Source organism: Aliikangiella aequoris, from assembly GCF_053709105.1.
In genome coordinates this window covers 855,396-880,078 of record NZ_CM132298.1, presented here as the reverse complement: position 1 = coordinate 880,078, position 24,683 = coordinate 855,396, and the positions used below count along the sequence as shown (strand labels likewise).

The 24,683-nt window shown below is 39.7% G+C and carries 29 protein-coding genes; 16 read left to right on the top strand and 13 right to left on the bottom strand.

Annotated features, from left to right (window positions below; translation table 11 throughout):
* Positions 1–63: 63 nt before the first annotated feature.
* Positions 64–1,749 carry a M28 family metallopeptidase gene (locus ACUR5C_RS03955; protein ID WP_454467058.1) on the top strand — a complete coding sequence of 562 codons (1,686 nt, stop codon included), beginning with the start codon at positions 64–66 and terminating at the stop codon, positions 1,747–1,749.
* Between the two features lie 56 nt (positions 1,750–1,805).
* Here the strand turns inward: ACUR5C_RS03955 and ACUR5C_RS03950 are convergent, their stop codons facing one another.
* Entirely contained in the window at positions 1,806–2,465 is a 660-nt protein-coding gene (locus tag ACUR5C_RS03950; RefSeq protein WP_454467057.1) for a peptidylprolyl isomerase, read from the bottom strand.
* A 252-nt stretch (positions 2,466–2,717) separates the two neighbouring features.
* Here ACUR5C_RS03950 and ACUR5C_RS03945 point away from each other — a divergent pair, with 252 nt between their 5' ends.
* On the top strand, positions 2,718–3,953 hold the full coding sequence (locus ACUR5C_RS03945; protein ID WP_454467056.1) for an EAL and HDOD domain-containing protein: 1,236 nt from the start codon (positions 2,718–2,720) through the stop codon (positions 3,951–3,953).
* Between the two features lie 8 nt (positions 3,954–3,961).
* Here ACUR5C_RS03945 and ACUR5C_RS03940 read toward each other — a convergent pair whose 3' ends face one another.
* Positions 3,962–4,915 (bottom strand): DUF808 domain-containing protein, encoded by a 954-nt coding sequence (locus ACUR5C_RS03940; protein WP_454467055.1) that lies wholly within the window; start codon positions 4,913–4,915, stop codon positions 3,962–3,964.
* Positions 4,916–5,051: 136 nt separating this feature from the next.
* Here ACUR5C_RS03940 and ACUR5C_RS03935 point away from each other — a divergent pair, with 136 nt between their 5' ends.
* Positions 5,052–5,426, top strand: coding sequence for a CoA-binding protein (locus tag ACUR5C_RS03935; RefSeq protein WP_454467053.1), 375 nt, complete (start codon positions 5,052–5,054; stop codon positions 5,424–5,426).
* Positions 5,427–5,477: 51 nt separating this feature from the next.
* Positions 5,478–5,930, top strand: coding sequence for a thioredoxin TrxC (trxC, locus tag ACUR5C_RS03930; protein ID WP_454467052.1), 453 nt, complete (start codon positions 5,478–5,480; stop codon positions 5,928–5,930).
* 16 nt (positions 5,931–5,946) lie between these two features.
* On the opposite strand, the gene ACUR5C_RS03925 is transcribed toward trxC, so the two are convergent.
* Genes ACUR5C_RS03925 through ACUR5C_RS03915 form a run of 3 tightly spaced genes read right to left on the bottom strand, consistent with a single transcriptional unit; the run spans position 5,947 to position 8,254 of the window.
* Complete coding sequence (locus ACUR5C_RS03925; protein ID WP_454467051.1) at positions 5,947–6,864, bottom strand: AEC family transporter; 918 nt, start codon at positions 6,862–6,864, stop codon at positions 5,947–5,949.
* Entirely contained in the window at positions 6,857–7,279 is a 423-nt protein-coding gene (locus tag ACUR5C_RS03920; protein WP_454467050.1) for a VOC family protein, read from the bottom strand. Before ACUR5C_RS03920 ends, ACUR5C_RS03925 begins: the two co-directional genes overlap by 8 nt.
* Positions 7,280–7,306: 27 nt before the next feature.
* Complete coding sequence (locus ACUR5C_RS03915) at positions 7,307–8,254, bottom strand: 2-hydroxyacid dehydrogenase (RefSeq protein WP_454467049.1); 948 nt, start codon at positions 8,252–8,254, stop codon at positions 7,307–7,309.
* A gap of 394 nt (positions 8,255–8,648) precedes the next feature.
* On the opposite strand from ACUR5C_RS03915, the gene ACUR5C_RS03910 reads away from it, so the two are divergent.
* Positions 8,649–9,461 (top strand): DUF4097 family beta strand repeat-containing protein, encoded by an 813-nt coding sequence (locus ACUR5C_RS03910; RefSeq protein ID WP_454467048.1) that lies wholly within the window; start codon positions 8,649–8,651, stop codon positions 9,459–9,461.
* Between the two features lie 437 nt (positions 9,462–9,898).
* Here ACUR5C_RS03910 and ACUR5C_RS03905 read toward each other — a convergent pair whose 3' ends face one another.
* Positions 9,899–10,330, bottom strand: coding sequence for a hypothetical protein (locus ACUR5C_RS03905; RefSeq protein ID WP_454467047.1), 432 nt, complete (start codon positions 10,328–10,330; stop codon positions 9,899–9,901).
* A gap of 24 nt (positions 10,331–10,354) precedes the next feature.
* Positions 10,355–11,257 (bottom strand): recombination-associated protein RdgC, encoded by a 903-nt coding sequence (locus ACUR5C_RS03900; RefSeq protein ID WP_454467046.1) that lies wholly within the window; start codon positions 11,255–11,257, stop codon positions 10,355–10,357.
* A gap of 293 nt (positions 11,258–11,550) precedes the next feature.
* Here ACUR5C_RS03900 and ACUR5C_RS03895 point away from each other — a divergent pair, with 293 nt between their 5' ends.
* From ACUR5C_RS03895 to ACUR5C_RS03885, 3 genes are all read left to right on the top strand, one after another.
* Entirely contained in the window at positions 11,551–12,096 is a 546-nt protein-coding gene (locus tag ACUR5C_RS03895; RefSeq protein ID WP_454467045.1) for a phosphatase PAP2 family protein, read from the top strand.
* Between the two features lie 47 nt (positions 12,097–12,143).
* On the top strand, positions 12,144–13,211 hold the full coding sequence (locus ACUR5C_RS03890; RefSeq protein WP_454467044.1) for a glycosyltransferase family protein: 1,068 nt from the start codon (positions 12,144–12,146) through the stop codon (positions 13,209–13,211).
* A 184-nt stretch (positions 13,212–13,395) separates the two neighbouring features.
* Positions 13,396–13,956 carry an aminoacyl-tRNA deacylase gene (locus tag ACUR5C_RS03885; protein WP_454467043.1) on the top strand — a complete coding sequence of 187 codons (561 nt, stop codon included), beginning with the start codon at positions 13,396–13,398 and terminating at the stop codon, positions 13,954–13,956.
* A 43-nt stretch (positions 13,957–13,999) separates the two neighbouring features.
* On the opposite strand, the gene ACUR5C_RS03880 is transcribed toward ACUR5C_RS03885, so the two are convergent.
* The 3 genes from ACUR5C_RS03880 to ACUR5C_RS03870 are packed head-to-tail and all read right to left on the bottom strand — an operon-like array spanning position 14,000 to position 15,096.
* Positions 14,000–14,287: a hypothetical protein gene (locus ACUR5C_RS03880; protein WP_454467042.1), complete on the bottom strand. Its 288-nt coding sequence runs from the start codon at positions 14,285–14,287 to the stop codon at positions 14,000–14,002.
* A 39-nt stretch (positions 14,288–14,326) separates the two neighbouring features.
* Positions 14,327–14,755, bottom strand: a complete 429-nt coding sequence (locus ACUR5C_RS03875; RefSeq protein WP_454467041.1) for a hypothetical protein — start codon at positions 14,753–14,755, stop codon at positions 14,327–14,329.
* A 17-nt stretch (positions 14,756–14,772) separates the two neighbouring features.
* On the bottom strand, positions 14,773–15,096 hold the full coding sequence (locus ACUR5C_RS03870) for a hypothetical protein (protein WP_454467040.1): 324 nt from the start codon (positions 15,094–15,096) through the stop codon (positions 14,773–14,775).
* Between the two features lie 539 nt (positions 15,097–15,635).
* Here ACUR5C_RS03870 and ACUR5C_RS03865 point away from each other — a divergent pair.
* Together ACUR5C_RS03865 and ACUR5C_RS03860 are read left to right on the top strand one after the other, a co-directional pair.
* Positions 15,636–15,812 carry a DUF1328 domain-containing protein gene (locus ACUR5C_RS03865; RefSeq protein WP_454467039.1) on the top strand — a complete coding sequence of 59 codons (177 nt, stop codon included), beginning with the start codon at positions 15,636–15,638 and terminating at the stop codon, positions 15,810–15,812.
* 92 nt (positions 15,813–15,904) lie between these two features.
* On the top strand, positions 15,905–16,087 hold the full coding sequence (locus tag ACUR5C_RS03860; protein ID WP_454467038.1) for a hypothetical protein: 183 nt from the start codon (positions 15,905–15,907) through the stop codon (positions 16,085–16,087).
* A 108-nt stretch (positions 16,088–16,195) separates the two neighbouring features.
* On the opposite strand, the gene ACUR5C_RS03855 is transcribed toward ACUR5C_RS03860, so the two are convergent.
* Entirely contained in the window at positions 16,196–17,539 is a 1,344-nt protein-coding gene (locus ACUR5C_RS03855) for a sigma-54 interaction domain-containing protein (RefSeq protein ID WP_454467037.1), read from the bottom strand.
* A gap of 271 nt (positions 17,540–17,810) precedes the next feature.
* On the opposite strand from ACUR5C_RS03855, the gene ACUR5C_RS03850 reads away from it, so the two are divergent.
* The 3 genes from ACUR5C_RS03850 (at position 17,811) to ACUR5C_RS03840 (ending at position 20,704) form a co-directional block, all read left to right on the top strand.
* Positions 17,811–18,371 carry a BON domain-containing protein gene (locus ACUR5C_RS03850; RefSeq protein ID WP_454467036.1) on the top strand — a complete coding sequence of 187 codons (561 nt, stop codon included), beginning with the start codon at positions 17,811–17,813 and terminating at the stop codon, positions 18,369–18,371.
* A 74-nt stretch (positions 18,372–18,445) separates the two neighbouring features.
* On the top strand, positions 18,446–18,922 hold the full coding sequence (locus ACUR5C_RS03845; RefSeq protein WP_454467035.1) for a hypothetical protein: 477 nt from the start codon (positions 18,446–18,448) through the stop codon (positions 18,920–18,922).
* Positions 18,923–19,117: 195 nt separating this feature from the next.
* A complete protein-coding gene (locus ACUR5C_RS03840; RefSeq protein ID WP_454467034.1) occupies positions 19,118–20,704 on the top strand; it encodes a peptide MFS transporter in 1,587 nt (528 codons plus the stop codon).
* 86 nt (positions 20,705–20,790) lie between these two features.
* Here ACUR5C_RS03840 and ACUR5C_RS03835 read toward each other — a convergent pair whose 3' ends face one another.
* The gene (locus ACUR5C_RS03835) at positions 20,791–21,393 is read right to left on the bottom strand and encodes an HD domain-containing protein (protein ID WP_454467033.1); all 603 of its coding nucleotides are present in this window, start codon (positions 21,391–21,393) and stop codon (positions 20,791–20,793) included.
* A 238-nt stretch (positions 21,394–21,631) separates the two neighbouring features.
* On the opposite strand from ACUR5C_RS03835, the gene ACUR5C_RS03830 reads away from it, so the two are divergent.
* A complete protein-coding gene (locus ACUR5C_RS03830; RefSeq protein ID WP_454467032.1) occupies positions 21,632–22,183 on the top strand; it encodes a hypothetical protein in 552 nt (183 codons plus the stop codon).
* A gap of 72 nt (positions 22,184–22,255) precedes the next feature.
* Positions 22,256–22,732 (top strand): LabA-like NYN domain-containing protein, encoded by a 477-nt coding sequence (locus tag ACUR5C_RS03825; RefSeq protein ID WP_454467031.1) that lies wholly within the window; start codon positions 22,256–22,258, stop codon positions 22,730–22,732.
* Positions 22,733–22,742: 10 nt separating this feature from the next.
* Here the strand turns inward: ACUR5C_RS03825 and ACUR5C_RS03820 are convergent, their stop codons facing one another.
* Positions 22,743–23,240, bottom strand: coding sequence for an RDD family protein (locus ACUR5C_RS03820; RefSeq protein WP_454467030.1), 498 nt, complete (start codon positions 23,238–23,240; stop codon positions 22,743–22,745).
* 253 nt (positions 23,241–23,493) lie between these two features.
* On the opposite strand from ACUR5C_RS03820, the gene ACUR5C_RS03815 reads away from it, so the two are divergent.
* Positions 23,494–24,681, top strand: coding sequence for a dipeptidase (locus ACUR5C_RS03815; RefSeq protein ID WP_454467029.1), 1,188 nt, complete (start codon positions 23,494–23,496; stop codon positions 24,679–24,681).
* Positions 24,682–24,683 lie beyond the last annotated feature (2 nt).

Below are 24,683 nucleotides of genomic sequence, written 5' to 3'. Positions count from 1 at the left end.
AACATTAACCTAACGCAATCAACCCAAAACAATTGACTTGACAACTATTTAGCAGGAATCTTTATGTTAGCAGGAATTTTTATGCGAAAGAAAACATCAATGCGTCTCGCCTTACCCGCACTTTTTACTATGCTGATCGCGAGTTTGCCCTTTGGACTTAGCGCCAAAGATAGCTCAACTAATTTTCAACAGGCATACCAGTCGTTTGATTTAACTAAATTACAAAACAATATTAAGCTGCTTTCTTCTGACGAGTTTGGTGGCAGAGCGCCCGCTACGCCTGGGGGGCAAAAAACTACAGAGCTGCTTGTAACTCAGTTTAAAGCACTTGGCTTGAAACCGGGAAACGGCAATAGCTACTTACAATCAGTTCCGTTAGTTGCAATAGAAAGTATGCCAACAGCGCATTTAAGTATTGCTGATCTCAAGTTCGACTTTTTAAAGAATTATGTTGCTAACTCTAGAAAAACACAGCCATCTGTTGAACTAGATAATTCAGACTTAGTATTTGTTGGCTATGGAATTAATGCCCCTGAATACGGCTGGAACGATTATGCAGGTGTAGATGTAAAAGGTAAAACAGTCGTCGTTTTAGTTAACGACCCAGGCTACGCAACTCAAGATCCTGCGCTATTTAATGGCAACACTATGACTTACTATGGCCGCTGGATTTATAAGTACGAAGAAGCCGCTCGCCAAGGTGCTGCCGGCGCAATTATCATTCACGAAACTAAACCAGCAAGTTATGGCTGGAACGTTATTGAAAGCAGTTGGTCTGGCGCTCAATATCACTTACCCGCAAGTGAAGTTAATGAGCCTGCGCTAGATGTTGAAATGTGGATCACAGTTGAAAAAGCCAAAGCGCTGTTTAAAAAAGCCCAACTAGATTTCGCTCAACTAAAAGACATGGCCGCCAAGCGCGAATTTGTTGCCACTCCATTAAACTTAAAAGCCTCTATCAAATTAAGCAATAGTATTAAACAATCTACTTCTAACAACGTCATTGCTACCATCCCGGGCACTAAAAATGAAGGTGAACACATCGTTTATATGGGGCATTGGGATCACTTAGGCACCACAACTGTTAACGGAAAAACGCGTATTTTTAATGGCGCACATGACAACGCAACAGGAACGGCTGGCCTTATTGCTATCGCAGAGGCTTATCAAAAACTCGAACAAAAACCGCAGCGTTCAATTACTTTCATTGCCGTAACCGCCGAAGAACAAGGTCGACTTGGATCCCGTTATTTTGCCAATCACCCAACGATTGCGCTTAATAAAATCGTGGGTTTAATTAATATGGATAGCTTAAATATTTCTGGTTTAAAGCGAGATGTAAGAGTCGTTGGGTTTGGCAAATCAGAATTAGAAGAATACTTAGCGAAAGCGGCTAAGCGCCAAGGCCGTACTTTAACGCAAGAGCCAACTCCAGAGCGAGGCTACTATTATCGTTCTGATCACTTTAGCTTAGCGAAAAAAGGCGTTCCAGGATTAAGCTCCGGCGGTGGAACTATTCCGTTAAATGATGAAGAAGCCAAAATTAACCAAGCAATGAGCCAATTAAAAACTAATTGCTATCATCAAGCTTGCGATGAGTACAACCCTAATTGGGGTTGGCAAGGCATGATAGCGGATTTACAGCTCTACTTTGAAACCGGTTATTTACTTGCTAATTCTAGCGACTGGCCTAATTGGTATAAAGGCACCGAATTTAAAGCCGCTCGTGACAAGATGATGGAACAATAATTATTTCTACTTGAAAAAAAACGGGCTTTGCGCCCGTTTTTTTAGTTTAAGAGCATCTATTTTATTCTAATACTGGCTTTTTCTATAACGATATCCTGTTGCGTTCGGCCAGAACGCGAGCCCTGTGCTTCAATTTTTTTAAGTACTTCTTCGCCAGCAACTAATTCACCAAAGACGGTATGCAAACCATTTAAATGAGGCGTTGCCCTAAAGGTGATAAAAAATTGGCTTCCGTCGGTATTTGGGCCTGAATTGGCCATGCTTAAAATACCTGCCTTACTGTGCTTTGCTTGTTCCGAAAATTCTCCAGCATAAGAGTAGCCAGGACCGCCCATACCATTGCCGAGAGGATCACCACCTTGCGCCATAAAATTGTTAATTACACGGTGAAATTTAAGTCCGTCATAAAACCCTAACTCGGTTAAATAAATGCTGCTGCTCACGTGCATAGGCGCCACCTGATGATAAAACTTGATCGATAATAGGCCTAAATTAGTTTGCATATCCCAAAAGTAGCTTTTATTCGGGTCAAAAGTTAACGCTGGCGGTTTAGGTAGTTTGGTTTTCCATTCAGGTAAATTTTTATCGATTGATTGCTGCTCAATAAAGGCCGTTATTTCTTTAAGTGCCGGGTCTTTCTCTTGCGTACACGCCACGATACCGCTAATGATAAGCAAGCTAGCGATTAACTTTCCTAATGCTTTAAAACTGTTCATAATAAGTCCTAATAAAGTAATTTTATCCAACATGGGTATGTTTTTGACTAGATCAGCCGAATAACAAGCTAAAACACCCTCGAATTATAGGCAAACCCCAGTCTATTTAAAACCATTGAAAATGGAATTAGTACGCACTATTTACTAAACTAACCTATACTTATATTTGGCCTTTATTGACTTGGGCTCATAACATATAACGCTGAATATTGAACTATTTCCGTTAGTAAATTAATAAAAAAATGGCAGTTAATGGATTCTTCAAACGACCTACTTTTTGCTCGACAGCCTATATTTGACGGCAATAATAAGCTGTACGGATTTGAGCTGTTGTATCGTAATATGCATCCAAATGCTGCAGTATTTGACGATGGTAGTCGCGCCACCAGCGAGCTATTGGTTAATTACTGTGGTGGAATACTTAACGACGAAGATGCACCCTATGTAAAAATCTTTATCAACTTAACCCGCGAACTCCTGCTCTCTGACTACTTTTTTCCGCTGCAGCCAGAAAGAGTCGTCATTGAAATTTTAGAGAACACCTTAGTTGACGAAGTTTTAATTGAAAAAGTAAAGCAATTAAAAGCAAAAGGTTATCGCTTTGCGTTAGATGATTATTCATTTTTGCCGGAGTACGATGCCTTAGTTCCGCTAGTTGACTATATTAAAATAGACTTACTTTGTATTTCCGATGTCACCTTAAAGGACAGTCTTAAGCAGTTAGAAACTAACACCCTTGCTAAGCTAAAAAAGCGCCCTATTTTTCTTGCAGAAAAGGTTGAAACCTGCCAACAACACCAACTTTGTCGAGAAATTGGATTTGAGCTTTTTCAAGGCTACTACCTTGAGCGCCCGCAGTTAGTTTATGGCAAAAAGATTTCTAATGACTCTCAATTAGCTTTAGAAATTGTGGCGAAAATGCAATTGCCAGACATTGATATTGACGAGCTTTGTCACGAAATATCGAGAGATACAAAACTAAGTTATCAAATACTTAAAATTATTAACAGTCCGCTTTGTCGACTTCCAAGACAAGTCAACAGTTTGAAAGAAGCGGTCGTATTTCTAGGGCTAGAGCAAATCAAAAAATGGGCCATGGCCATGGCGCTTTCTAGCAATTCTAATCAATCAGTAGAGTTATTTAGAATTTTACTACAGCGTGCTAGAGCATGCGAACTTTATGCGATCAGCCAAAATTTTGAAAAGCCAGAGAGCTTTTTTACCGTCGGTCTTTTTTCTGGCATCGATGCGGTAATGCAGGCGGATAAAACTTGGTTAATTTCTAAACTCGATTTATCACAGTCGATGAATGATGCTATTTTGCTCGAAAAAGGTCAACTTGGTGCGGTTTTAAAAGCCATTAATGCCGCTGAACGAGCTGACTGGAAGTTCACTAAAAATTTAACGGATAATGAGCGAATAGAGCTTTTTTCCGCCCACGAAAATGCGATAGCGTGGGCGAACAAGTTGTGCCAAATGATCAAATAAAATTGATGCTATACCTCATTACTGGGTGTTTTTTTAAAGCGCGCAAAAACATTCACTAAGAGCAAACAAATAATGCCCGTTAATATGCCTACAACGACTCCCACTATGCTTGGCAAAATAAATTTTATTACACCACCAATATAGTCAATCGCAGCTGCCGCCGTTTGCCAGTCTTTAACCCAAAGATCTAAAAAGTGGAGGCCATGTAATAAAATTCCCCCGCCAACTAGGAACATTGCAGCAGTACCAATCACAGATAATGACTTCATTAAAAAGGGTGCAAAAGCGAGCAATCGACGCCCTATCCATCGATAAATTCCTAGTAAAGCACCTTTACCCTTTTTAGCCACCAAATAAAAACCCGCATCATCTAGCTTTACGATCGCTGCGACTAATCCATAGACGGCAACGGTCATAAAAATTGCTATAGCGGACACTACCATTGCTTGAGTGGCAAAAGGCGCTTGACTGACCGTACCTAACGAAATGACAATTATCTCGGCAGACAAGATAAAATCGGTGCGAATCGCTCCTTTAATTTTTTTACTTTCAAACTCTACCATATTAATTTTGGGATCGGCCAAAGCCTGTTTTACTTGCTGCTTATTTTTATCAACTTCATCTTTATGCATTAAATGATGGGCAATTTTCTCAATGCCCTCGTAGCACAAATAAGCCCCCCCAATCATCAACAATGGATTAATTAGAATAGGTAAAAACACGCTAATTAATAATGCCGCAGGAACCAAAATAAACTTGTTAAGCATAGAGCCTTTTGCAACAGCCCACACCACAGGCAACTCACGTTCGGCTTTAATGCCGGAAACTTGTTCGGCGTTTAACGCTAAGTCATCACCTAAAACGCCGGCGGTCTTTTTAGCCGCCACTTTACTAAGCACCGCAACATCGTCTAACACAGTCGCGATATCATCTAATAGGGTTAACAGGCTTGAGCCAGCCATATTTCTCTCTTCCTTTGTTATAATATTTGGTAAACTTATCCCATATTAACTGATTTTCATGTGAAACAGTGTTAATTAGTTTTCAGTCAATTAAAAATCGCCGGTTTTAGGGGTTTTACGATAGTAAAGGTTAAAAATGCAGCCAATAAGTGTGGTGCTTGGTGCCAGTAGCAATTCGCAACGCTTTTCTAATCAGGCAATTCGCCTGCTTTTGTCGCAAGGGCATAGCGTCATTCCAGTATCGCCTAAATTACAACATACCGAAGGCTTGCAGTGTGTTAATAGCCTTACTCAAATTGACCAAAATGTCGACACCATCACGGTGTACGTTAATCCAGAAATATTTTCTGGCGAAATTGAAAAGGTAATTAATTTGGCACCTAACAGAGTTATTTTTAACCCGGGAACAGAGTCAATCCAAGCACAGCAGCAACTAGAGTCTGCTGGCATTAAAGTAGTCAATCAATGTACCCTTATCATGTTAAACAACAACACTTACTCAGTGCGATAAACTGACTAAACCAATAGCAGACGCCTCAACCAAAGAGATTGATTTAAACTTATGAGTAATAAAATTCGCCTAGTTTGTCCAAACTGTGACACCATTAATCAGTTTCCTGTAGAGCGACTTGATGATAAGCCCAAATGCGCCAAATGCAAACTTGCTTTATTCGACGGCCAACCGATTGAAGCCAATAGTGGTCAAGTGGTTCGTCATATTGAAAATAGTGATCTACCGCTACTTATCGATTTTTGGGCACCTTGGTGTGGTCCCTGTATTAACTTTGCGCCGGTCTTTGAAGAGTTTGCAGGCTTAGTAGGCAACCAGTTGCGGCTCATAAAAGTAAATACTGAAGCAAACAAGTTAGCGGCAATGGACTTTAATATTCGCTCGATTCCAACATTAGCGATTTATCGAGGTGGGCAAGAACTCAACCGAGTTTCTGGCGCTTTTAGCCTAGCTCAATTACAGCAATGGGTTGTACAACAGCTGACTAATCCAGAGTTTGATTAGGCACTAAATTAGCCGATTAAGTAATTAACCAATACCATAAAGGTAATGTAATACAAGACAGCGCGAGCCCGAAACCAACGGCAGCAGCGGCTAATTTTGGCTCCAAATCGGCGTGAATAGCCATAACTGAAGCCGTTACCATTGGTGGCATTGCGGCTTCAAACAAGCTTGTTTGCACTGCCAAAATGCTAGTATTAAAGCCACTTAACCAGATCAATAAAAAGGCCAAACATGGCATAACCAATAACTTAACGCCTAAGCCAATCATTAAAGGCGAACGATGCTTAGCGTTAAGTTTAAAGCGCAAATGGCTTCCCACAAGAAACATTGTTATTGGTACTAACAAATGGGCTAACCAAACAAATATCAGATTAAGCCACTCAGGCAGCGTCTTCCATGGCAATGCCCACACCAAAACAATGGCGATTAACGGCGGAAAAAAACAAATTTTAGTGAGTATTTCAAACCAATTAATTTTAGTTTGTGGCGCTTGCGCTTGCTTAAAAACCACTATAACTATGTTACCCAATATAGCTAAACTCAAAAATGAGCCCATCACATCATAAATAACAGCATAACTTAACGCGTTTTCTCCCAAAAAAGCATTTACCATGGGAAACCCAAAAAACGATGTATTGCCAAAACAGCACACCATCAGTAAACAACCTAAGGTTAGTCTGGACCAATGAAAAACCTTTGCCGCAAAAAATAGCCCAGCGGCAATTAAAAGCATCAGTACCCAAGGTAAAATGAGAGGAACCAATAGGTTTGCGTTTATTTCTATTTGCGGTAGTTTTATAAAAACTATAGCCGGCAAACACACATAAATAACCGAAAAGTTAAGCCAGTAGGAAGACCGTTGAGGCAACCATTGACGGTAATTAAACAATGCCCCTAAAGCCAAAAAAAGACCTATTAATGCAAAGTTAAGCATTTGGCTGAAATACTGCTTGAGGATTTTTAAAACACTTTAACTCTATGGGATTACCACTAAAGTCGAAGAAAAACGCGGTTTGTTGCTCTCCAACTTGATTTGGATAACGAACTTGCGGCTCGATTAAGAAAATTGTTTGATGCAGCTTTAACCGCGCGATAACCTTTTCGAAGTCTTCCTGGTTTAAAATACAGCCAAAATGCGGAATAGGTACTTTAATGCCATCAACTAATCCACAAAAATCCGCTTCGGGCAAATTAGCACTGACATGAGCTGACAGCTGATGTCCAAAAAAATCAAAATCAAGCCATGTCTCACTTGCTCTACCAGGCTTGCAGCCTAATATATTAATATAAAACTCTCGTGTTGATGCGAGATCTTTTACCTTAAATGCGTAATGAAAAGAATGCGTCAAAAATTGCCTCCAAGGGTTTGCTTGTTATTAGTATTCACGAGCTAAACACACTAAGTTCAATGGCGCTTGATTAGCTTTTACTCGCCGATAATTCTCAATAATTTGAGGAGCAACAGATTCTGGCTGAGTTAAACTAGCAACATGAGGTGTCATGACAACTTGATCATGCTTCCAAAAAGCATGTTCTGCAGGTAAAGGCTCTTGCGAAAAAACATCTAAGTAAGCTTGCGAAATTTTTCCAGATGCAAGCGCCGCGATTAAATCAGTTTCGTTTAAATGATCGCCGCGACCTAAATTCACTAACACGGTATTCATAGGAACCCGTTGAAAAACCTTTTGGCTCAGGATCTGTTTTGTAGCAGAGGTTAAAGGTAACACGTTTATTAACCAATTAGTTTGCTCAAAGAAAGCATTTGCTTGCTCATTTCCATAATAAGTTTTAATTGCAAAACCATCGTTAGATTTTAAGTTTTGATAGTTTTTGCGCCAAGCTGACACTTGATAACCGTTAGCAACTAAGGCCCTCGCTAAGCCCTCTCCAATTTTACCTAGCCCCATAATACCTATTTTAAAATGAGACTTAGGCAAAGTTTCTCGTGGCTGCCATTGCTGTTGTTGCTGACATTTTTGATAATAAAAAAAATGATGTCGATGCGACTCTATTAGTGTCAATAAGTACTCAGCCATCATACTAGCCAATTTATCGTCAACCAAACGAGCACAGGCAACGCCAGAACTTAGAATTGATTTATCAGCGATTAAGTGATCAACCCCGGCTCCCATCGAGACCACAAGCTTACAGTTAATTAGCGGGGCCAGTGCATTTTCTGGATGCTGCCAAACTAACGCCAAGCGGACTGCTGCAGGATCATTTATTTGCGGCCAAACTTGAATATCAAGGCTTGGCGCAAGTTGTTGCAGTGCCTTAACCCAAGGCTTAGCATTTTTAGTTGGGGCTACAATGGCAATAGACATAAAACTCTCTGCTATAAATGTCGCCGCTAGCAACGGTGACTTAGCTCATAATAATGAAGCGATATTAAACCTGTACAAATGATAAAGATAACCGCTTGATCGTTTCTAGTCTCAAACCGAAACGTTTTAAATCCAGTCGGTTTTAATCTAGCCTATCTCGCTTAATCTAAACAAATGGAACTGTAGGTATCAAAACCCTTTACAGTAGCATACCGCTGATTTTGATCTTATTTGAAATATTTTGCCAACCATTATGGCAAATCACAAGTCATATTAGTGTATTGGTTGTCAGCATGACTAAACCCTCGATAGTAAGTTTCTGTCACGCACTTAAGCACCCAACACGAGAATAAAAAACATTTATTTAAACAACCTAAAGTGTAAGGAAGAGTCTATGCCAACCCATCAAACAACGAGCAATCACCTTAAACCTCGATTAAAGCACGCTTTGAGTAACTTAATGCTGAGTTGCACCATCGCACTTAGCAGCTTCACAGCTATTGCAAATGCTGATGTTACTCGAGTCGTAGAAAAACAGTTTGCGTTTGATTTAGACGGCAAGATCTCGCTATCTAACATCAACGGGAATGTCACAATTACAGGCTGCAACTGTAACCAAGTGAACTTAACGGCATTAATCGAAGCTTCAGACTCTGCCTTACTCGATAGAATTGAAGTGAGAATTAAACAATCTAAAGCCCAGCTGAGCGTAGCGACCCACTATAAAGAAAACTATGAAAACGACTATAAAAAACACCAGCGATCCAGTGTGACTTACACCCTAAGCGTACCAAATGACGTCAATTTAAATGGAATTAGCTTAGTCAACGGTGATCTGAATCTAAGTCGTGTCACAGGCAAGCTTAAAGCAGAGCTTGTTAATGGCAACCTAAATTCAGACTCAACTGCTAGTTCAACTCAGGTCGACATGGTCAACGGCAATGCCGAAGTGGTTTTTAGTGACCTATCACAAGTAGAGTTCATTAACTTTGAGTCGGTAAATGGCAACATTCAGCTATCATTGCCTAGCGACTTAAGCGCGACATTTGATATTGAAACCGTTAGCGGTCGGATTACGAACCAGTTTGGGTTAGCCGTCAATCGGGGAAAATATGTAGGTAGCAGCATGCGTGGTCAGCTTGGCAAAGGCACAACCCAAGTAAAAATTGATAACGTTAATGGAAAAATTAACATTAACCAACTATAGAAACCGGCTAAACCAGCTCAATTAGGCCGTGTTTACGGTCAGAAACCGACACGCTAGTTGTCACCAATTCTGACCGTTATTTTCTTTTTTATCTTAGTTTTAGAAAGCTTTAGTTAAATCAAAAACATATTATAGTGATAGGAATAGGTGTTGAGGCTTAAGCTGCTCATTAGTATTTTGCTTTTTAGCATTTACTTTGGTTATTCCCGATACCTATCCCCTTGTAGTTTTCACTAGAAGTCGCTATGGCAAAATAGCAAAACTAAAACAGGTACCTGAAATCAGGCATAAAAATAGATACTGCCACAACTTGAACTAAACGATGCTACCAGAATTGAATTAGCAAGTGCTTGCTATAAATTTCTGGTTATAAATTCCTGGCTAGACTTGCAAAGATAGAGTTTATCTACTCGATTTAAACTGACTTTTTATTCCAATCACTGCAGCACTATAAATTTCATCCATGCTTGTTGCCAACGGGCAAGTTTTGTTGAAGCATTGAGTTGCTTAGGAGAGACATTAACTTTCTGGAGAGACTCGGCATTATCAACAAGGGCGTTGACGTTTACCGCGCCAATTAAATCATCATTAAATTTTACGGTTACGGCAATAATGATTTTGCAGTTTTCACACTGGATAAACTCGGCTTGCTCCGAACCTTGCTTAATTCGATTAACCGGGTTGCTAATATATAAACGACAGCTGCCCGCTGGGTCAGAAAGGTAGGCCAGCTGATGTTGCTGGCAAAAGTCACAGTCACAATAGCGAGCAAGGTAGTTTTTTAATGGCTGCGTTAATGCTAACTGATAGCTTAAGTTACCACAGCCACAAGCGCCTTGATATGAAAAGACCGCATCTGAGTGTGGCATAACTTTCATCAGTATTATTTCACATTAATTGCTTTGGTTAACTTTAAGTAACTCGATTAAATCTTGCGCGAAGTCACCGAGTGAGCGAGTCATTAATGCAAAGTCGGCGTCGAAACGTACTAACTCATCTTCACCGTCAACATCTTCGTTTTCTGCTAGTAACTCATCCATAAACTTAACTGATTTAATTTGTAAATCTGGGGTGATTATTCCTTTAAACTGCCCTTTATAGCGAAAGCCAAGCTTGTTCACCCAGTAACCATCTTCAAGTAAATCGCCGATAACATTATTTTCGCTTTCGTTATCTTTAAACTTTGCTACTCGTTCATCTTTCGGATCTTTAAACTCGTATTCGCCGCTCAACTCCCACCCTTCAGGCATTCCGTTCTCTAACCACCCATTGAGGATGATTGCCGGATTTTCCTCACTAACTAAACGCACCGCGCCGATAGAACCAATAGTTTCCACTAAAAGCTCTAAAAACGTGTCCGCAATAGTGTCACTTCCTGCATTTAAAACTAAATAGCCGCGTTTGGTATCAATATAGGCTGTAATGTGGCTAGAACGCACAAAAGCTTGAGGTAGCATTTTACTCAAAATATCTTCCTTCAAAGACTGCTTTTCTTTCGAGTAAACCTTACGCCCAAACTCTTTTTGAATAGTATGTACACGCTCTTCAAGCTCTTCTTTTACCGCGCTTGCGGGAATAACCTTTTGTTCACGGCGCATACAAATTAAAATACAGCCCGCTGCGGCATGTACCAAATACTCTCGCGAACGGTGAATTGGTGACACCCAGCCGACACTTTCTTCTGCCTGTCTTGCACAAGGCGCAAAGCGCTTTTCTGCCAGCCTTTCAGACAAAACTTCTGGTGATAGCTCAAATGGTGTTGTTAAACGATATAAATATAAATTTCGAAACCACATAGACAACTTTTTAATTGAAGAATTGGTTGCGTATTATCGCCAACTCTTTGTATTTTTCCAAAGACTATTTCTAAGAAATTTGCCAGAAGCTTGCTGTTTTCACGATTACCTTTTTGAATCAGTAGGTTAACCTGGATATTAACTTTCACTTCTATGCCATAAAACAGGGGGACACACCAAGCTGTCATGCTTACTTAACAAACTGGTCATTTTTCAGTCACAATCTCGCGTTAAGTTCTCCTTATGCACACCAAGATAATTGAAACACCACCAGTGATATAAGGAGTATTAACATGCCAACCTCTTTAAAAGCACAATTTCAAGCTATTGATACTTCTCTTTTTTTATGGATTCAAAACCACTGCTGTAAACGCCTTAAATTTAAACTCGTTCGAGCAGTCTCTTTTAGTGGTGATGGCTGGCTTTATGCGGTGATTGCTTTTGCCGCATTAAGCATTGATTTTCACGCTAACTTAAAATTTTTTAACGCTTGCTTAATAGCCTATGCGATTCAAGTTCCGTTGTATGTCGGATTGAAAAAAACCTTTAAACGAAATAGGCCGCAAGATTCATTGCCCGCGTTTATGGCGCAAATAAAACCATCCGATCAATTTAGTTTTCCATCGGGGCATACAGCAGCCGCCTTTGTCATGGCAACTCAAATGGCTTTGTTTTTTCCAGAATTTATCGCGCTTAGCTTAGTTTGGGCTTTATCTATTGGTGCGTCCCGTGTTTTGCTCGGCGTACATTATCCCGGCGACATACTAGCCGGCATGGCCCTAGGTTTAGTGAGTACATTAGTGAGCTATCAAGCGATAACTTTACTCAATCTAGGTTAACGGATTCAGCGATGCTTTTTAAGCTAATAGAGAGTTAGAAATTAAATATGAAAGTACTTTATGCGGTTCAGGCAACCGGTAACGGCCACATAACGCGGGCAAGAGTCATGGCTAAAGTGTTTAAAGCACTACATATAGAGGTTGACTGGGTCTTTACCGGTAGAGACAGGGACTCACTGTTTGATATGCAAATATTTGGTGATTTTAAATGCTTAAAAGGTTTAACATTTTCAATACGGAATGGGAAAGTTGATCATATTAAAACCATTTTTAAAAATAATCTGTTTAGTTTTGTTTATGATGTTTTGTCTTTTGATTTTACTGGCTACGATATTATTATCAATGACTTCGAACCCATTACTGCTTGGTCTGCAAAAATAAAAAAAATCAAAACCTATGGCCTTTCACACCAAATGGCCTTTCAAAAAGATATTCCTATTGCAGGTAAAAGCTTGATCGCCAGTTTAGTGTTAAAACACTTTGCACCCGTATCATTTCCTATGGGATTACATTGGGACGCGTTTGATCAGAGCCTACTTCCACCAATCGTTGAAAAGCCAACCAATTTAACTCAATTAATCCCAAATAAAATTTTAGTCTACTTCCCTTTTTGTGATAGTGAAAAGCTCGTCGAGTGGTTTAGCCACTTCACCCAATTCGAATTTTATATTTTTCATGGTGAAACTAAACCCAGCGGATTCAAGCATATTCATATTTTACCATTTTCTCGAAAACACTTTTTAACGATGCAAGCAAACTGCGGCGGAGTGATTACTGCAGCAGGCTTTGAGTTACCAAGTGAAGCGATTCAATATGGACAAAAGCTACTGTTATTACCGCTTAACGGACAAATGGAACAGCAATCCAATGCATTAGCCCTGCGTCGACTAAATCGCGCAACAATAATTCACGACTTCTCTCAAGGAGCTTTAGAAAAATGGTTAACTCAACCACTTCACCAACCAATAATTTATCCCAACGTCGCTTGCGCAGTGGCGAAATGGTTAGTCAGTTTAGAAAAAGAATCACTTGCAAGCTTAAGCAAAAGACTTTGGCTAGAAACTACAACTCACGCTGCAACTCACTATGCTAAAAAAGCCCACAAGCTTGGCTAAGCATAGCAAAACTCTTATGTAGACTAGCATCAAAATTATAGCGGCGTTCGATAGTTAATAACTAGAAGTGATTAATTACATGCGTTTAGAATGATTAGGTTCTCAGTGATTGATAATTCTGGTTTAAAGGTACGATGGGAGTAAAATAAACCATCTCTCTTTGTGCAAGATGCTGGGAGGCAACATGTATTCCATTAGTCCTATAGAGTATTTAGATTCACTGTTAATCGACTATACTTTAATACCACATGCGACAACTTTTACTGCACAAGAAACTGCAGAAACTGCTCAAATAAGCGGTAAAGAGCTGAGTAAAGTTGTCGTTATTGAGCGTGAACAGCAATCAAAAACAAAGTTCGCTCACGCACAAATTTCGGTGTTTACTGACTCACTAGCGCTACTTGTAATTCCTGCACAAACATCAGTGGTTAAAAGCGAGCTACGCCAAATTCTCGGCTTACCCAATTTAACTTTGGCCCCTGAGTCACATTTTATTAACCGCTTCCCGTTATGTGAAGCTGGCGCTATGCCACCGTTTGGTCGGCTGTATAATATAGAAATATTTATTGCTGACAAGCTCATTGAGAATAATCATATTATTTTTAATGGTGGCACGCATAACTTGCTAATAAAAATGCGTACTAAAGATTATCTATCGATTAACAACGCCAATGTCATTAGCGCAGGATATCGCAATTTGCAGCTAGAGCGCGACTCTAACTTTGCAACTTTTATTTCTCGCTGAATTGATTATTCCAAAAGCTATAATCACACCGATGTATAGCTAGTTATTTTACCTGAGTAGCTGGCAAGGATAATAGTGACGCTATTTTAAGCCATGAGAATGGCAGTGATTTTTCGCTTAATGTTTGCCTTTTGCATGCTTGATGCCCCATTACGCCTACAGCGAAACTGGCCGCCAAACCTGTCGGCGTTGTTAACAGTGCCTCGCCTTTTTGTTTACTTTGCGCTTTTATTTGCTTAATCAGCTCAGCGTTTAGTTCAATTTGCTTTAGCAAGTATTTTTGCTGCTGTTGTTTAAGGCTATTTTTTTTCCAAAAATTTAATAACATCATTTTTAAATATCCCTCTATTCAGTCGATTAAAGCCTCTCGCTATTGCTCACTCTTAGTGCGAAGATAGCTTAAACTTTTGCTAAAACCAATCTTCATGATAGTAAGCTTTATCAGGCGCCAAACTATTGCGCCTAATACAATTTGTATCAATAAGAGCGCGCACAACACGACGGGAATGCTAAGTCCAAATGAGTAAAGCGCAGCACCTATCGCGACACTAATTACGATCCAACCAGTCATTACAATGGCGCTAAAAATTAGTAATAGAGCAAGCGCAAAAGCAGCACTATCAAGGCTCATTTCCCACTCGTTTTTTAGCAGCTTGCAGTGTAAATCGATTTTATAGCGATAGCATTCGTAAATTTGCGATGTTAAAAGCTTAAGCTCAGAAAGCAACGTAGATGTGTCGCTAGACACATCTACTTTTTCTTCCGCGGCCTCCGATTGACTCGCTGATTGCGTGTTCATAGACACTCCCGAGGATCTTAAGAACGGCGGCTTAACAATGATGAAACTAGTACGCCAGCAGCAAAAGCGATGCCCGCTGTTGCTAAAGGATTCTTTTTTGCTATTGTTTTGGCTTGATCTGCAGAAGCCTTTAATTGACTTTGCAATTGAGCGCTTTTATCGGTAACGTTTTCTTTCGATTTAGCTGCAGCATCTCGCAGGCTACTTTCAGCAACTGACGCTTTGCTTGCAACTTTGTCAACAGATTCATGTAACTTATGAGTGGTTTTATCTGTCCACGGAGAGTTAATAGAGTCCGTCATAGATTCTGATTGTGTGTTTGCTCTCTGTTGATTAGCCATAGTAAAACTCCTTTAGTTAACAGTTTATATAGTTCACTCTAATGCTTTGTGATTTTTAATAACCTTAGCCATTTGCAAAAACCAAAGTTTTTTACAATCTCAATAACTTTAGAGTACACAAACGTTTTTGAAACGCTTACTCAAGCAAAAGCAATCAACGTGCCAACACACAAAAGTTTTTATGTGAATACGCACTCCCCCCTTTAAAACAGCTAACTCACATGACAATTACTTGAACAACCATAGGTTATCAATAACCCGTATCTGCCTCATCGAGTAGCTAGCTAGTTGCGCAAGTTGATAATTTTTACCGACAACCTTGAAACTATTTCAAAAAAACAAATTTAACCAGCGGCATTGCAGCAGCGCTAATTTCTATTGCCTCTCCAAGAGCTTTTAAATACAAGCTCTGCAGCGATTAAACCGTTTTACTTTAATTGCTGGCACAGTTTTCGCTTGATGCATTAACAATCACGTTACTAACAAGCTAGTAATTAACAAGCTAGTTAGTAACAAGCTAACCTATAAGGAGGATGTCGATGTTATCTTGGTCAATCACATTTTTGGTTATCGCACTTATCGCGGCGGTATTAGGGTTTGGCGGTATCGCAGGTACTGCAACAGGTATCGCAAAACTATTGTTTTTTTTATTTATCGTCCTGTTTGTTATTTCAATGGTTATGCGAGTGGTTGGAGGAAAACAGCCACCGGTTTAAATCACCCGCACAGTTCAAACCAAATACAGCTTAGTATTTTTCAGACTTTATAGCTTACAGTTAATTGCAACTTTTAAACTAGGAGAAAAAAAATGAAATTATTATACCCATTATCATTAGTATTAGTATTGTTCCTAAGCGCGTGTGAAGAACAAGGTCCAGCAGAAAAAGCAGGAGAAAAAGTCGACGAGATCGCTAAAGACGTAGGTAATGAAATAGAAGATGCTTGCGAAAAAGTTAAAGACACCGTTGATGCTAAAGACAAAGACTGCTAAAACATAGTTAATAGAAACGCAGGTTAATCCTGCGTTTCTATTGGCATGAGCACTTTGGTTTGCTTATTTGGTTTTAGCTTATTTGTTCTAGTTGTATTAGTAATATCATTACTCGGCTTTATCGTATTTTTCTAATTTGTTGTACAAGGTTTTTACACTTATTCCTAACTGCTCAGCGGTTTCTGATTTGTTTCCTTCGTTGTCTTGCAGAGTTTTTTCTATTGCTCGTCGTTCAATTTCTTCTAGCGGAATACCTGAAGGTACAGTTTGAGTAACAGACTGTGATTCTCCCCTTAACTCATCTTCTAGAATTAAGTGTTCAGAGTCAATCATATCTTCAGCTAATATAAATGCCCTTTCTATTGCGTGTTTTAGCTCTCGCACATTACCTGGCCAGTCGTATTCAGATATTTTACTTATTGCATTAGCAGTAAAGCCTTTAGCGCTATCTTCTTCAGCATTTCTATAAGCTAAAAAATGATTGGCTAAGCCTAAAATATCACTACCTCTATCTCGAAGCGGCGGAACTCTAATAGGGAAATGAGCTAAACGAAAATATAAATCTTCTCTGAACAATTCATTTTTAATCGCTTCGGATGCTTCACGGTTAGTTGCCGCTATTACTCTTACATTGGCTAGTTTTACTTTTTCACTTCCAACTGGCCGATATTCATTTGACTCTAACACGCGTAACAATTTCACTTGGTGCTCAATAGGCATTTCTGTTACTTCATCTAAAAACAGCGTGCCACCGTCGGCTTGTTCAAACACGCCGCTTCTATCTTTATTAGCCCCTGTAAACGATCCTTTAACATGTCCAAAAAGTTCACTTTCTATTAACTCGGGACTTAATGCTCCGCAATTAATGGCAATAAATGGTTTTTCAGAGCGTGAACTAGCTAAATGAATGGTGTGCGCAACTAGCTCTTTGCCCGCGCCGCTTTCTCCTACAATAAATACGTTAGTATTTGAGTCAGCAGCTTTACGAATAACTCGATACAAACGGCGCATTACTGCAGAAGAGCCAACTAGTAAGCCAAACTGATCAAGCTCGCTTTTAATCGCCTTAGAGGAAGATGCCTTATGCTGACTTACCTCTTGGTATAATTCATCTAAAAGCTCTTTTAACACTTTAAAATCAATGGGCAATCTTAAGTGATAAGTTACCCCTCGCAACATGGCGTTATCTATGGCTTCGTTTGGCTCACCATTACTAATAAATATGACATCAATTTCCGATAAAATTTTGCTTTCTATTAGTGCGTCGTAATCCTGTTTAGAAAAGCCATCCACTTGTACAATAGCAATATCACAGGCGCTCTTAACACATGTCTCAATCCAAGCGTTGCTCTCTGTATTTACAATTTCAAATTGGGTAATGCACTCAGTAGTTCTTAATTGCTCATTTAATGAGCTATCGACAATATGCAATAACATGCTTGGACTAACCACGTTGAATTCTCCTTTTGGCTCAACGAAAGCGAAACTTAATTTAAAACATCCTTGTAATTTTAACAAGTTCCTTTGTAATTAATACCTAACTGGTATCACTTTCAACCAATAAAGTGACTAAGCAGCTTGATATGACCTTTATTTTGGGGCTTCAAAAGCTATTTTCAATTGTGGCATGCACTTTGCTTTTCCTAGAGTGAGGTTCAGCGATATTGATGTACTTTTAAATAATGGCTGAATTAATTTTTGTTTACTATAAAAGGAGAATCGCATGAAATTTTCAATGAACAAATCGCTTATTCCTTTAGTTGTGGCAACAGCACTTTCGCTTCCAGCAATGGCTAATAATGATAAGTCAGAAAGCGCTATGAATGACGCTTGGTTAGACGGTAAGCTTGACACAGTGATCATTCTTAATGAACACCTTAACCCATTGAAAATTGAAACCGATGTGACCAATGGTGTCGCTGTTATTACAGGTAAAGTTGACAATGAAGTAGAAAAAGATCTTGCAACTGAACTTGCTAAAAGTGTCGAGGGTATTAAAGAGGTTGAAAACCGCTTAATTGTTGCAGATAGCGAAAAAGAAGCTGACTCGAATGATGATTCGATAATGTCAGATATTACGGATGCGTCAATAACCACCGCAATTTCAACCAAGCTTTTATTAAATACCGAGATCGATAGCACCGAAATTGATATTGATACAGATAATCGTCGAGTGGTAATTAATGGAACGGTTGAGTCGGAAGCAGAAAAAGATTTAGTACAACAAATTGCCAAAAATACGTTTGAAGTGAAGAAGGTAGAAAACCGCCTGGCAGTGAAGTAATTAACCAGTCGTTTAGCCCGCTTCGGCGGGCTCTTTTTCAATTTTTAACGCTTTAGTACACCTTGGAGTTGATTATGGGAGAGCGTCAGTTAGAGCAAATTGGTCGATTAAATGCGACCGACCCAACGGTGATTTTTGAGGTTGCTAAGCTAACCGAAACAAGCTTTATTTTTTTTCAAACAATCGCGGAGCAAATCCAACTAAAAACATTACGGAATATAATGCTAAAAATGGCAACGCAGCGAAAAGCCATGTTGAGCGCTTTAGTTGAGTCTAGAGCAGCAAGCTACGCAACGCTCAAACACAAGCCGCTAATTAATGAACCGGCAAAGTCTATTGCACAATGGTATCAGTCGAAACTACAGCAAGATCAATTGGCTTTTCCTTCGCAGTTTATTGAGGAGCTAGAATTTAACGAGCGTAAGCTACTGAGTTTTTATCGTCAGAGCATTCGCAATATTGCCGATGAACAGTTAGTGAAAGCGCTAGCATCACATATTGCTTCAATTCAAATCACCTTTGATAAACTACGCCAAAGCCGTTTCGATTAGACTTACCGCCGTCTTTTATCACAATTTTTTATCACAACCTTTTGTTGCAACAATCAGCAAACTAATAGCTACGCTGTTTGTTGCAACATTTTGCTTTTTTACCGCTCGTTCCCTCGCCCACTTGTATAAACATGGCCAAGTGGTTTATTTCTCGGTACACTTTAATAAAAATTACAAGACTGACGGATCACACCTATGCAGCAGCCAAATAGCTCACCCACCGCTCCAACTGTCGAATATTTAGGACACCCCAAAGGGCTTTATATCTGCTTTTTAACCGAAATGTGGGAGCGATTTTCATTCTATGGAATGAAAGCACTTTTATTTCTTTACCTAATTAAATATCACCTATTTACTGATGAAAATGGATATAGCCTACTCGGTGCGTATGGCGCGCTAGTATACGCACTACCCGTAATCGGCGGGCTACTTGCGGATCGCTATTTAGGCATGCGAAAAGCAGTAATTTTTGGTGCTAGCTTGCTCGTTTTAGGTCACCTAGGCATGGCATTTGAAGGCCACAAAGCCGCTTTAATTGACGGCGAAGTAGTTCGCGATGAGTCTGCATTACAAGTGTTTTACTTTTCACTGGCATTAATTTGTATGGGAGTTGGCTTTTTAAAACCCAACATTTCGACCATAGTAGGCAACCTCTACGCGCAAGAAGATCCAAGGCGAGACTCTGCATTTACTATTTTTTACGCTGGCATAAACGTTGGGGCCTGGCTCGCGCCACTAATTTGCGGGTTTCTTGGCGAAACTTACGGCTGGAAATATGGATTCGGTTTAGCTGGAATTGGCATGTTTTTAGGGTTGTTAGTGTTTATATTTGGGCAAAAGCACCTCCAAGGCAAAGCGGAGTGTAAAGATATTGCCAAACTAAACCAAAAAAAGTTTAGCATCAAAGTTGAATATTGGATTTATGCAGCTGCCCTAGTGGGTGTCGTACTTGTTTGGGGCCTAATTCAGACCCACTCTCTCGCCATAGCCCTGTTTAGTGGCACTGAAGGCTTCAGCCCTGTTGTTTGGTTTATGCATTTAACCGCTTTAATCATGTTAAGCGGCATCGCTTGGTTCTTAATTAAGCACTGTAGCCAAGTAGAAAGAGATCAAATGATTGCCTTACTCAGCTTTGTGATAGCTATTCTGTTATTTTTTGGGCTGTACGAACAAACTTACGGTAGCTGGGTAGCCTACTCTGATCGTTTAATGGATAGGCAAATGCTAGGAATCAATTGGGAAGCCTCACAATTAGTTTCAACCGGTGCTTTCTTTATTATTTTATTAACGCCATTTTTCGCATGGTTATGGCCTTGGCTGGCCAATAAAGGCAGAAATCCAAGTAAACCTTATAAAATGGCGATAGGGCTCGCATTCGCGGGGCTTTCTTTTGTTGTAATGGCTATATCTACCCAACTGCCAAATGCAAATGGATTAGTGAGTGCCTGGTATTTAGTTGTCGCTTATTTTGTATTAGAGCTCGGCGAGTTAAGTCTTTCACCCATTGCATTATCAGCCGTTACTCAGTTGTCTGTGCAACGAGTCGTAGGCTTAATGATGGGCGCATTATTTCTTGGCCTAGCCTATGCCAATGTTATTGCCGCCCAACTCAGTAGCTTAACTTCGCTTGAAACCTTAGCCGGTGAAGTCGTAGATAACACAGTCGCATTAGCAAAATACCAAGACGCATTTTGGTTGTCGGCTCAAATTGGTTTAGCTGCCGCTGCGGTTTACCTGTTAATGGCACCATTGCTTAAAAGAATGATGCATGCCGATATTTAAGCAGAATTAAACTTTTCAATTTTATTTGTGCATTTTTGACAATAGCTTGGCGTTAATTAACGTCAAGCTATCTGCAACTAAAAACTTTAGTTTTTTGGATGAACTAAGCCTTGGTTAAAGACACTTTCAATTTTAGTCTTTAATACCTGCCATAAGCTTTTGCTGGCTTTTTCTATGCGACTATTAACCTCCAATACTTGCTCTAATTGAATGTTATGATTGCGCCATGAATGATAGTCGTCATTTAGGTTATGCAATAGCGGCGGTATGCGATCGATAGCTCTTGCAAACTGGCTGTCGGCAGTTTCTCCGGCTTCAAATTCTTGCCACAAAGGCAAAAACTCGTTCAGCTTATTCTCGCCCAACAAGCCTAAAATTCGTTTTACACCTTGCTCTTCTAAGTCTTTATTGTCTTGCGCTTCGCTTGAGTAAACAATACTATCGCCAGTATCTATCTCACCTAAGTCGTGTATTAAGAGCATTTTAATGACTCTATCAATATTCACTTCGTGATCGGCTAAGTCTTTAAACATCAAGGCGGTTAAAGCCACTTGCCAACTATGCTCAGCAGAGTTTTCATAGCGCTTTAAATCAATTGGCCGAGTTGCTCGCAAGACACCTTTGAGCTTCTCAATTTCTTGCATAAAGGCTAAGTAAGATTCGATTTTTTGGTGGGGTATTGGCTTCATTTATTACTCAAATAGTGTTTATAAGTGCTTAAAGATTTGGTTTAAAGCTGCTCTAATTGGTCACATCACTAAATTGCCTAGTGTCTATTCTTGGTTAAAGCTAGCCTTTCGGCCATTCTAACCCACTAGCCTTAGCTTTCAAAACTTAGCCATTGGAAAGCTTTTGGCAAGCATGCTTAAATAGCCTTACAAACCGTCAAGCAGACTGCTTAAAGTAAAAATAGAGGGGGAAACTCAAATGAAAGATAAACTATTTTCCATGGGAACGATTGGATTATTTATGCTGGCTAGCACGCCTTTAGCAGCTAATAATAATTCGCCTAAACCTGCGCCTGCGGCTTTAAATATAGCCTGCCAACAGCAGCATTATAGAGCATTTGACTTTTGGGTTGGTCAATGGGAAGTCAAAGATAAGCAAGGAAAAGTGCTAGGAATAAATCATATACAGCCAATTTTAAACGGCTGCGGTTTATCAGAAAATTGGCGCTCACAAAATGGCTTTGAAGGTAAGAGTTATAACTTTTACGATAACCAAACTCAGTTATGGCACCAAACTTGGATAGATACTAGCGGCGGCATTCTTTATTTAAATGGCGGCCTGCAAAAAGATAGCATGGTGTTAAAAGGCACTCGTCCGGGAAAATCCTCAAATGGTATTTCACAACAGACAACACATCGAATTACTTGGACACCTCTTAAAGACGGGCGAGTTAGGCAATATTGGGAATCTTCTGTAGACGCGGGAAAAACTTGGAAAGTCTTGTTTGAAGGATTCTATTCTAAAAAATAGTCTACGCGGTTAACTAAACTCGTGTATTGTGTTGACTAATCAACCTCCAACAAAATAGCTTAAGGCCGTCACTTGAAAAAAATTGGTTTATTTGTCGATGTGCAAAACATTTACTACACAACACGCGAGGCTTATGGCAAACAATTTAACTATCGAGAGCTTTGGCGTCGGGTATCTCAAAATAACTGCATTGCTGTTGCCAATGCTTATGCCATTGCTCACCAAGATGATCAACAGCATAAGTTTCAATCTGCACTTAAACACATAGGCTTTAATGTCAAGGTTAAGCCATACATTCAGCGTCGCGACGGCTCCGCTAAAGGAGACTGGGATGTGGGGATCACTATCGACATTCTAAAATCGGCTCAAAATTTAGACGGGGTAATTTTGCTGTCGGGTGATGGAGACTTTGATATTTTAATACAAACTATTCGCCAAGACTATCAGGTTAGTGCAGACGTATTTGGCGTAGAAAAACTAACGGCAAACTCATTAATTGAGTCTGCCAGTCATTTTTATCCTATCGATAGAAGTCTATTACTAGCCTGATTATCGCTACTTATCTTTTATCTATAACCTGAGTATCGCCAGCTAAGTCATGAATACAACGCTTTTCTTTTCCAAAAATAAAGAGAATATTCACAATGGAGAAAAATTGGCCGACTACTGGAATTTGCCCCGGTAAAAAGTAAACCGCATAACGCTTTATCAAGTGGTTTTTAGTTGCAAGGTTTCCTTGCATATCGGTTATTTTAATTCCTAAAAGCTTTTTGCCAAGCGTTTGTCCATCTCTAACTAGAAATGCACCGTTAATCAAAACAAAAGCAACAATTAGTAGTGCAGAGATCATTAGATTATAAGTCAATGATGGCTCAATGCCGGCTTCGATTGTATATAGACCACCAGTCATAAACATCAGTGGAATCAAGACACACATTAAAATGATCGTGTCAATTAGTGAAGCGCCTAGTCTGGCCCAGCGTGAGGCAAGCGGAGCTAGTACTGCTTCATGATTGATAATATCTGACTCCGGTGCCTGGTATACATTGTCACTCATAATTTATTCCTTATTATTTTACTAAACTTTTTTATATTTTTAGTTGATTGCTCTAAATGAGAGAGTAAAACACGTTAAAATAACCACTGATAATTAGCAAGTAAAAATACTCAAACTTGCTGAGTGTGCCAAATATTTAGCCGTTTATTTAATATTATATTGGCTTGAACGCAGCAACTAGCTTTACCAAAAGGGAGCTTATCAAGTAAATTAAACTCTCTTTCATTAAGCCTTTACACGAGACTAAAGCGTTATGCGAATACCAAAAGGAAAAAAAATATTGTTGTTGGCAGTTATCGTTTTGGTTACTGCTTATCTCTGCGTCACTTTCTTTTCACCAACAATAATCGACAAAAAGTATAACCAAACGGTTAATCATTATCCCTATTCTGCTTCTGCTCCAGCATTTAAGCTTTATCAGTCATTAACATTTATAGCTGATTTACACAGTGACGCACTATTATGGAAACGTAATTTATTAAATAAGCATGATTACGGCCACGGTGATATACCTAGAATGGTAGAAGCTAATATTGCATTACAAGCCTTTACCATTGTGAATAAAGTTCCTAAAGGACTTAACTTTAACCAAAACCACGCAAATAGTGACATTATTACTTCGCTTTTTATTGCACAAGGCCGGCCGATTAAAAGCTGGTTTGGGCTGGCCGAAAGAGTCTTAGCGCAATCTGCTCACCTGCATGCGATGAGTCTTGAGTCAGAAGGTAAGTTTCATGTGATTAGAAACACCCAACAATTAAACCAATTTATTCAGCTGCGAGCACAAGACAAAAGCCATAGTGCAGGATTTTTAGGTATAGAAGGTGCTCAGGCGCTGGAAGGAAAACTCAGCAACCTTGAGCTTTTTTATGACGCTGGCATACGTATGATTGGATTAACCCACTTTTTTGACAATGAGCTAGGTGGAAGTGCGCACGGCGTGAGCAAGTCTGGCCTTACCCCGTTTGGGCGTAAGGCAGTGCTTGAAATGCAGCGGCGCGATATTTTAGTTGACCTATCACATGCTTCACCGCAAATGATAGATGACGTATTAGCTATTGCCACTAAGCCAGTCATAGTGTCGCACACTGGAGTTAAAGGGACTTGTAATAACCGACGTAACTTGTCTGATAACCACCTTAAGGCGATAGCTAAAAATGGCGGTTTAATTGGTATTGCAATGTTTAAGCAGGCGGTATGCGGTAATGACCCTAAAGCTATTGCCAATGCAATTGTTTATACTAAAAACCTCATTGGCGTTTCACATGTTGCGTTAGGCTCTGATTTTGATGGTTCAATAAAGGCAATAGTGGAAGTTCGAGGATTAGTCACTATAGTTGACGAGTTATTGAAGTTAGGCGTTACCCCGAAAGAAATAGAGTTGATAATGGGCGGTAATATTCGACACTTTTTGTTAAACAACTTACCTAACCAAACTTAAGC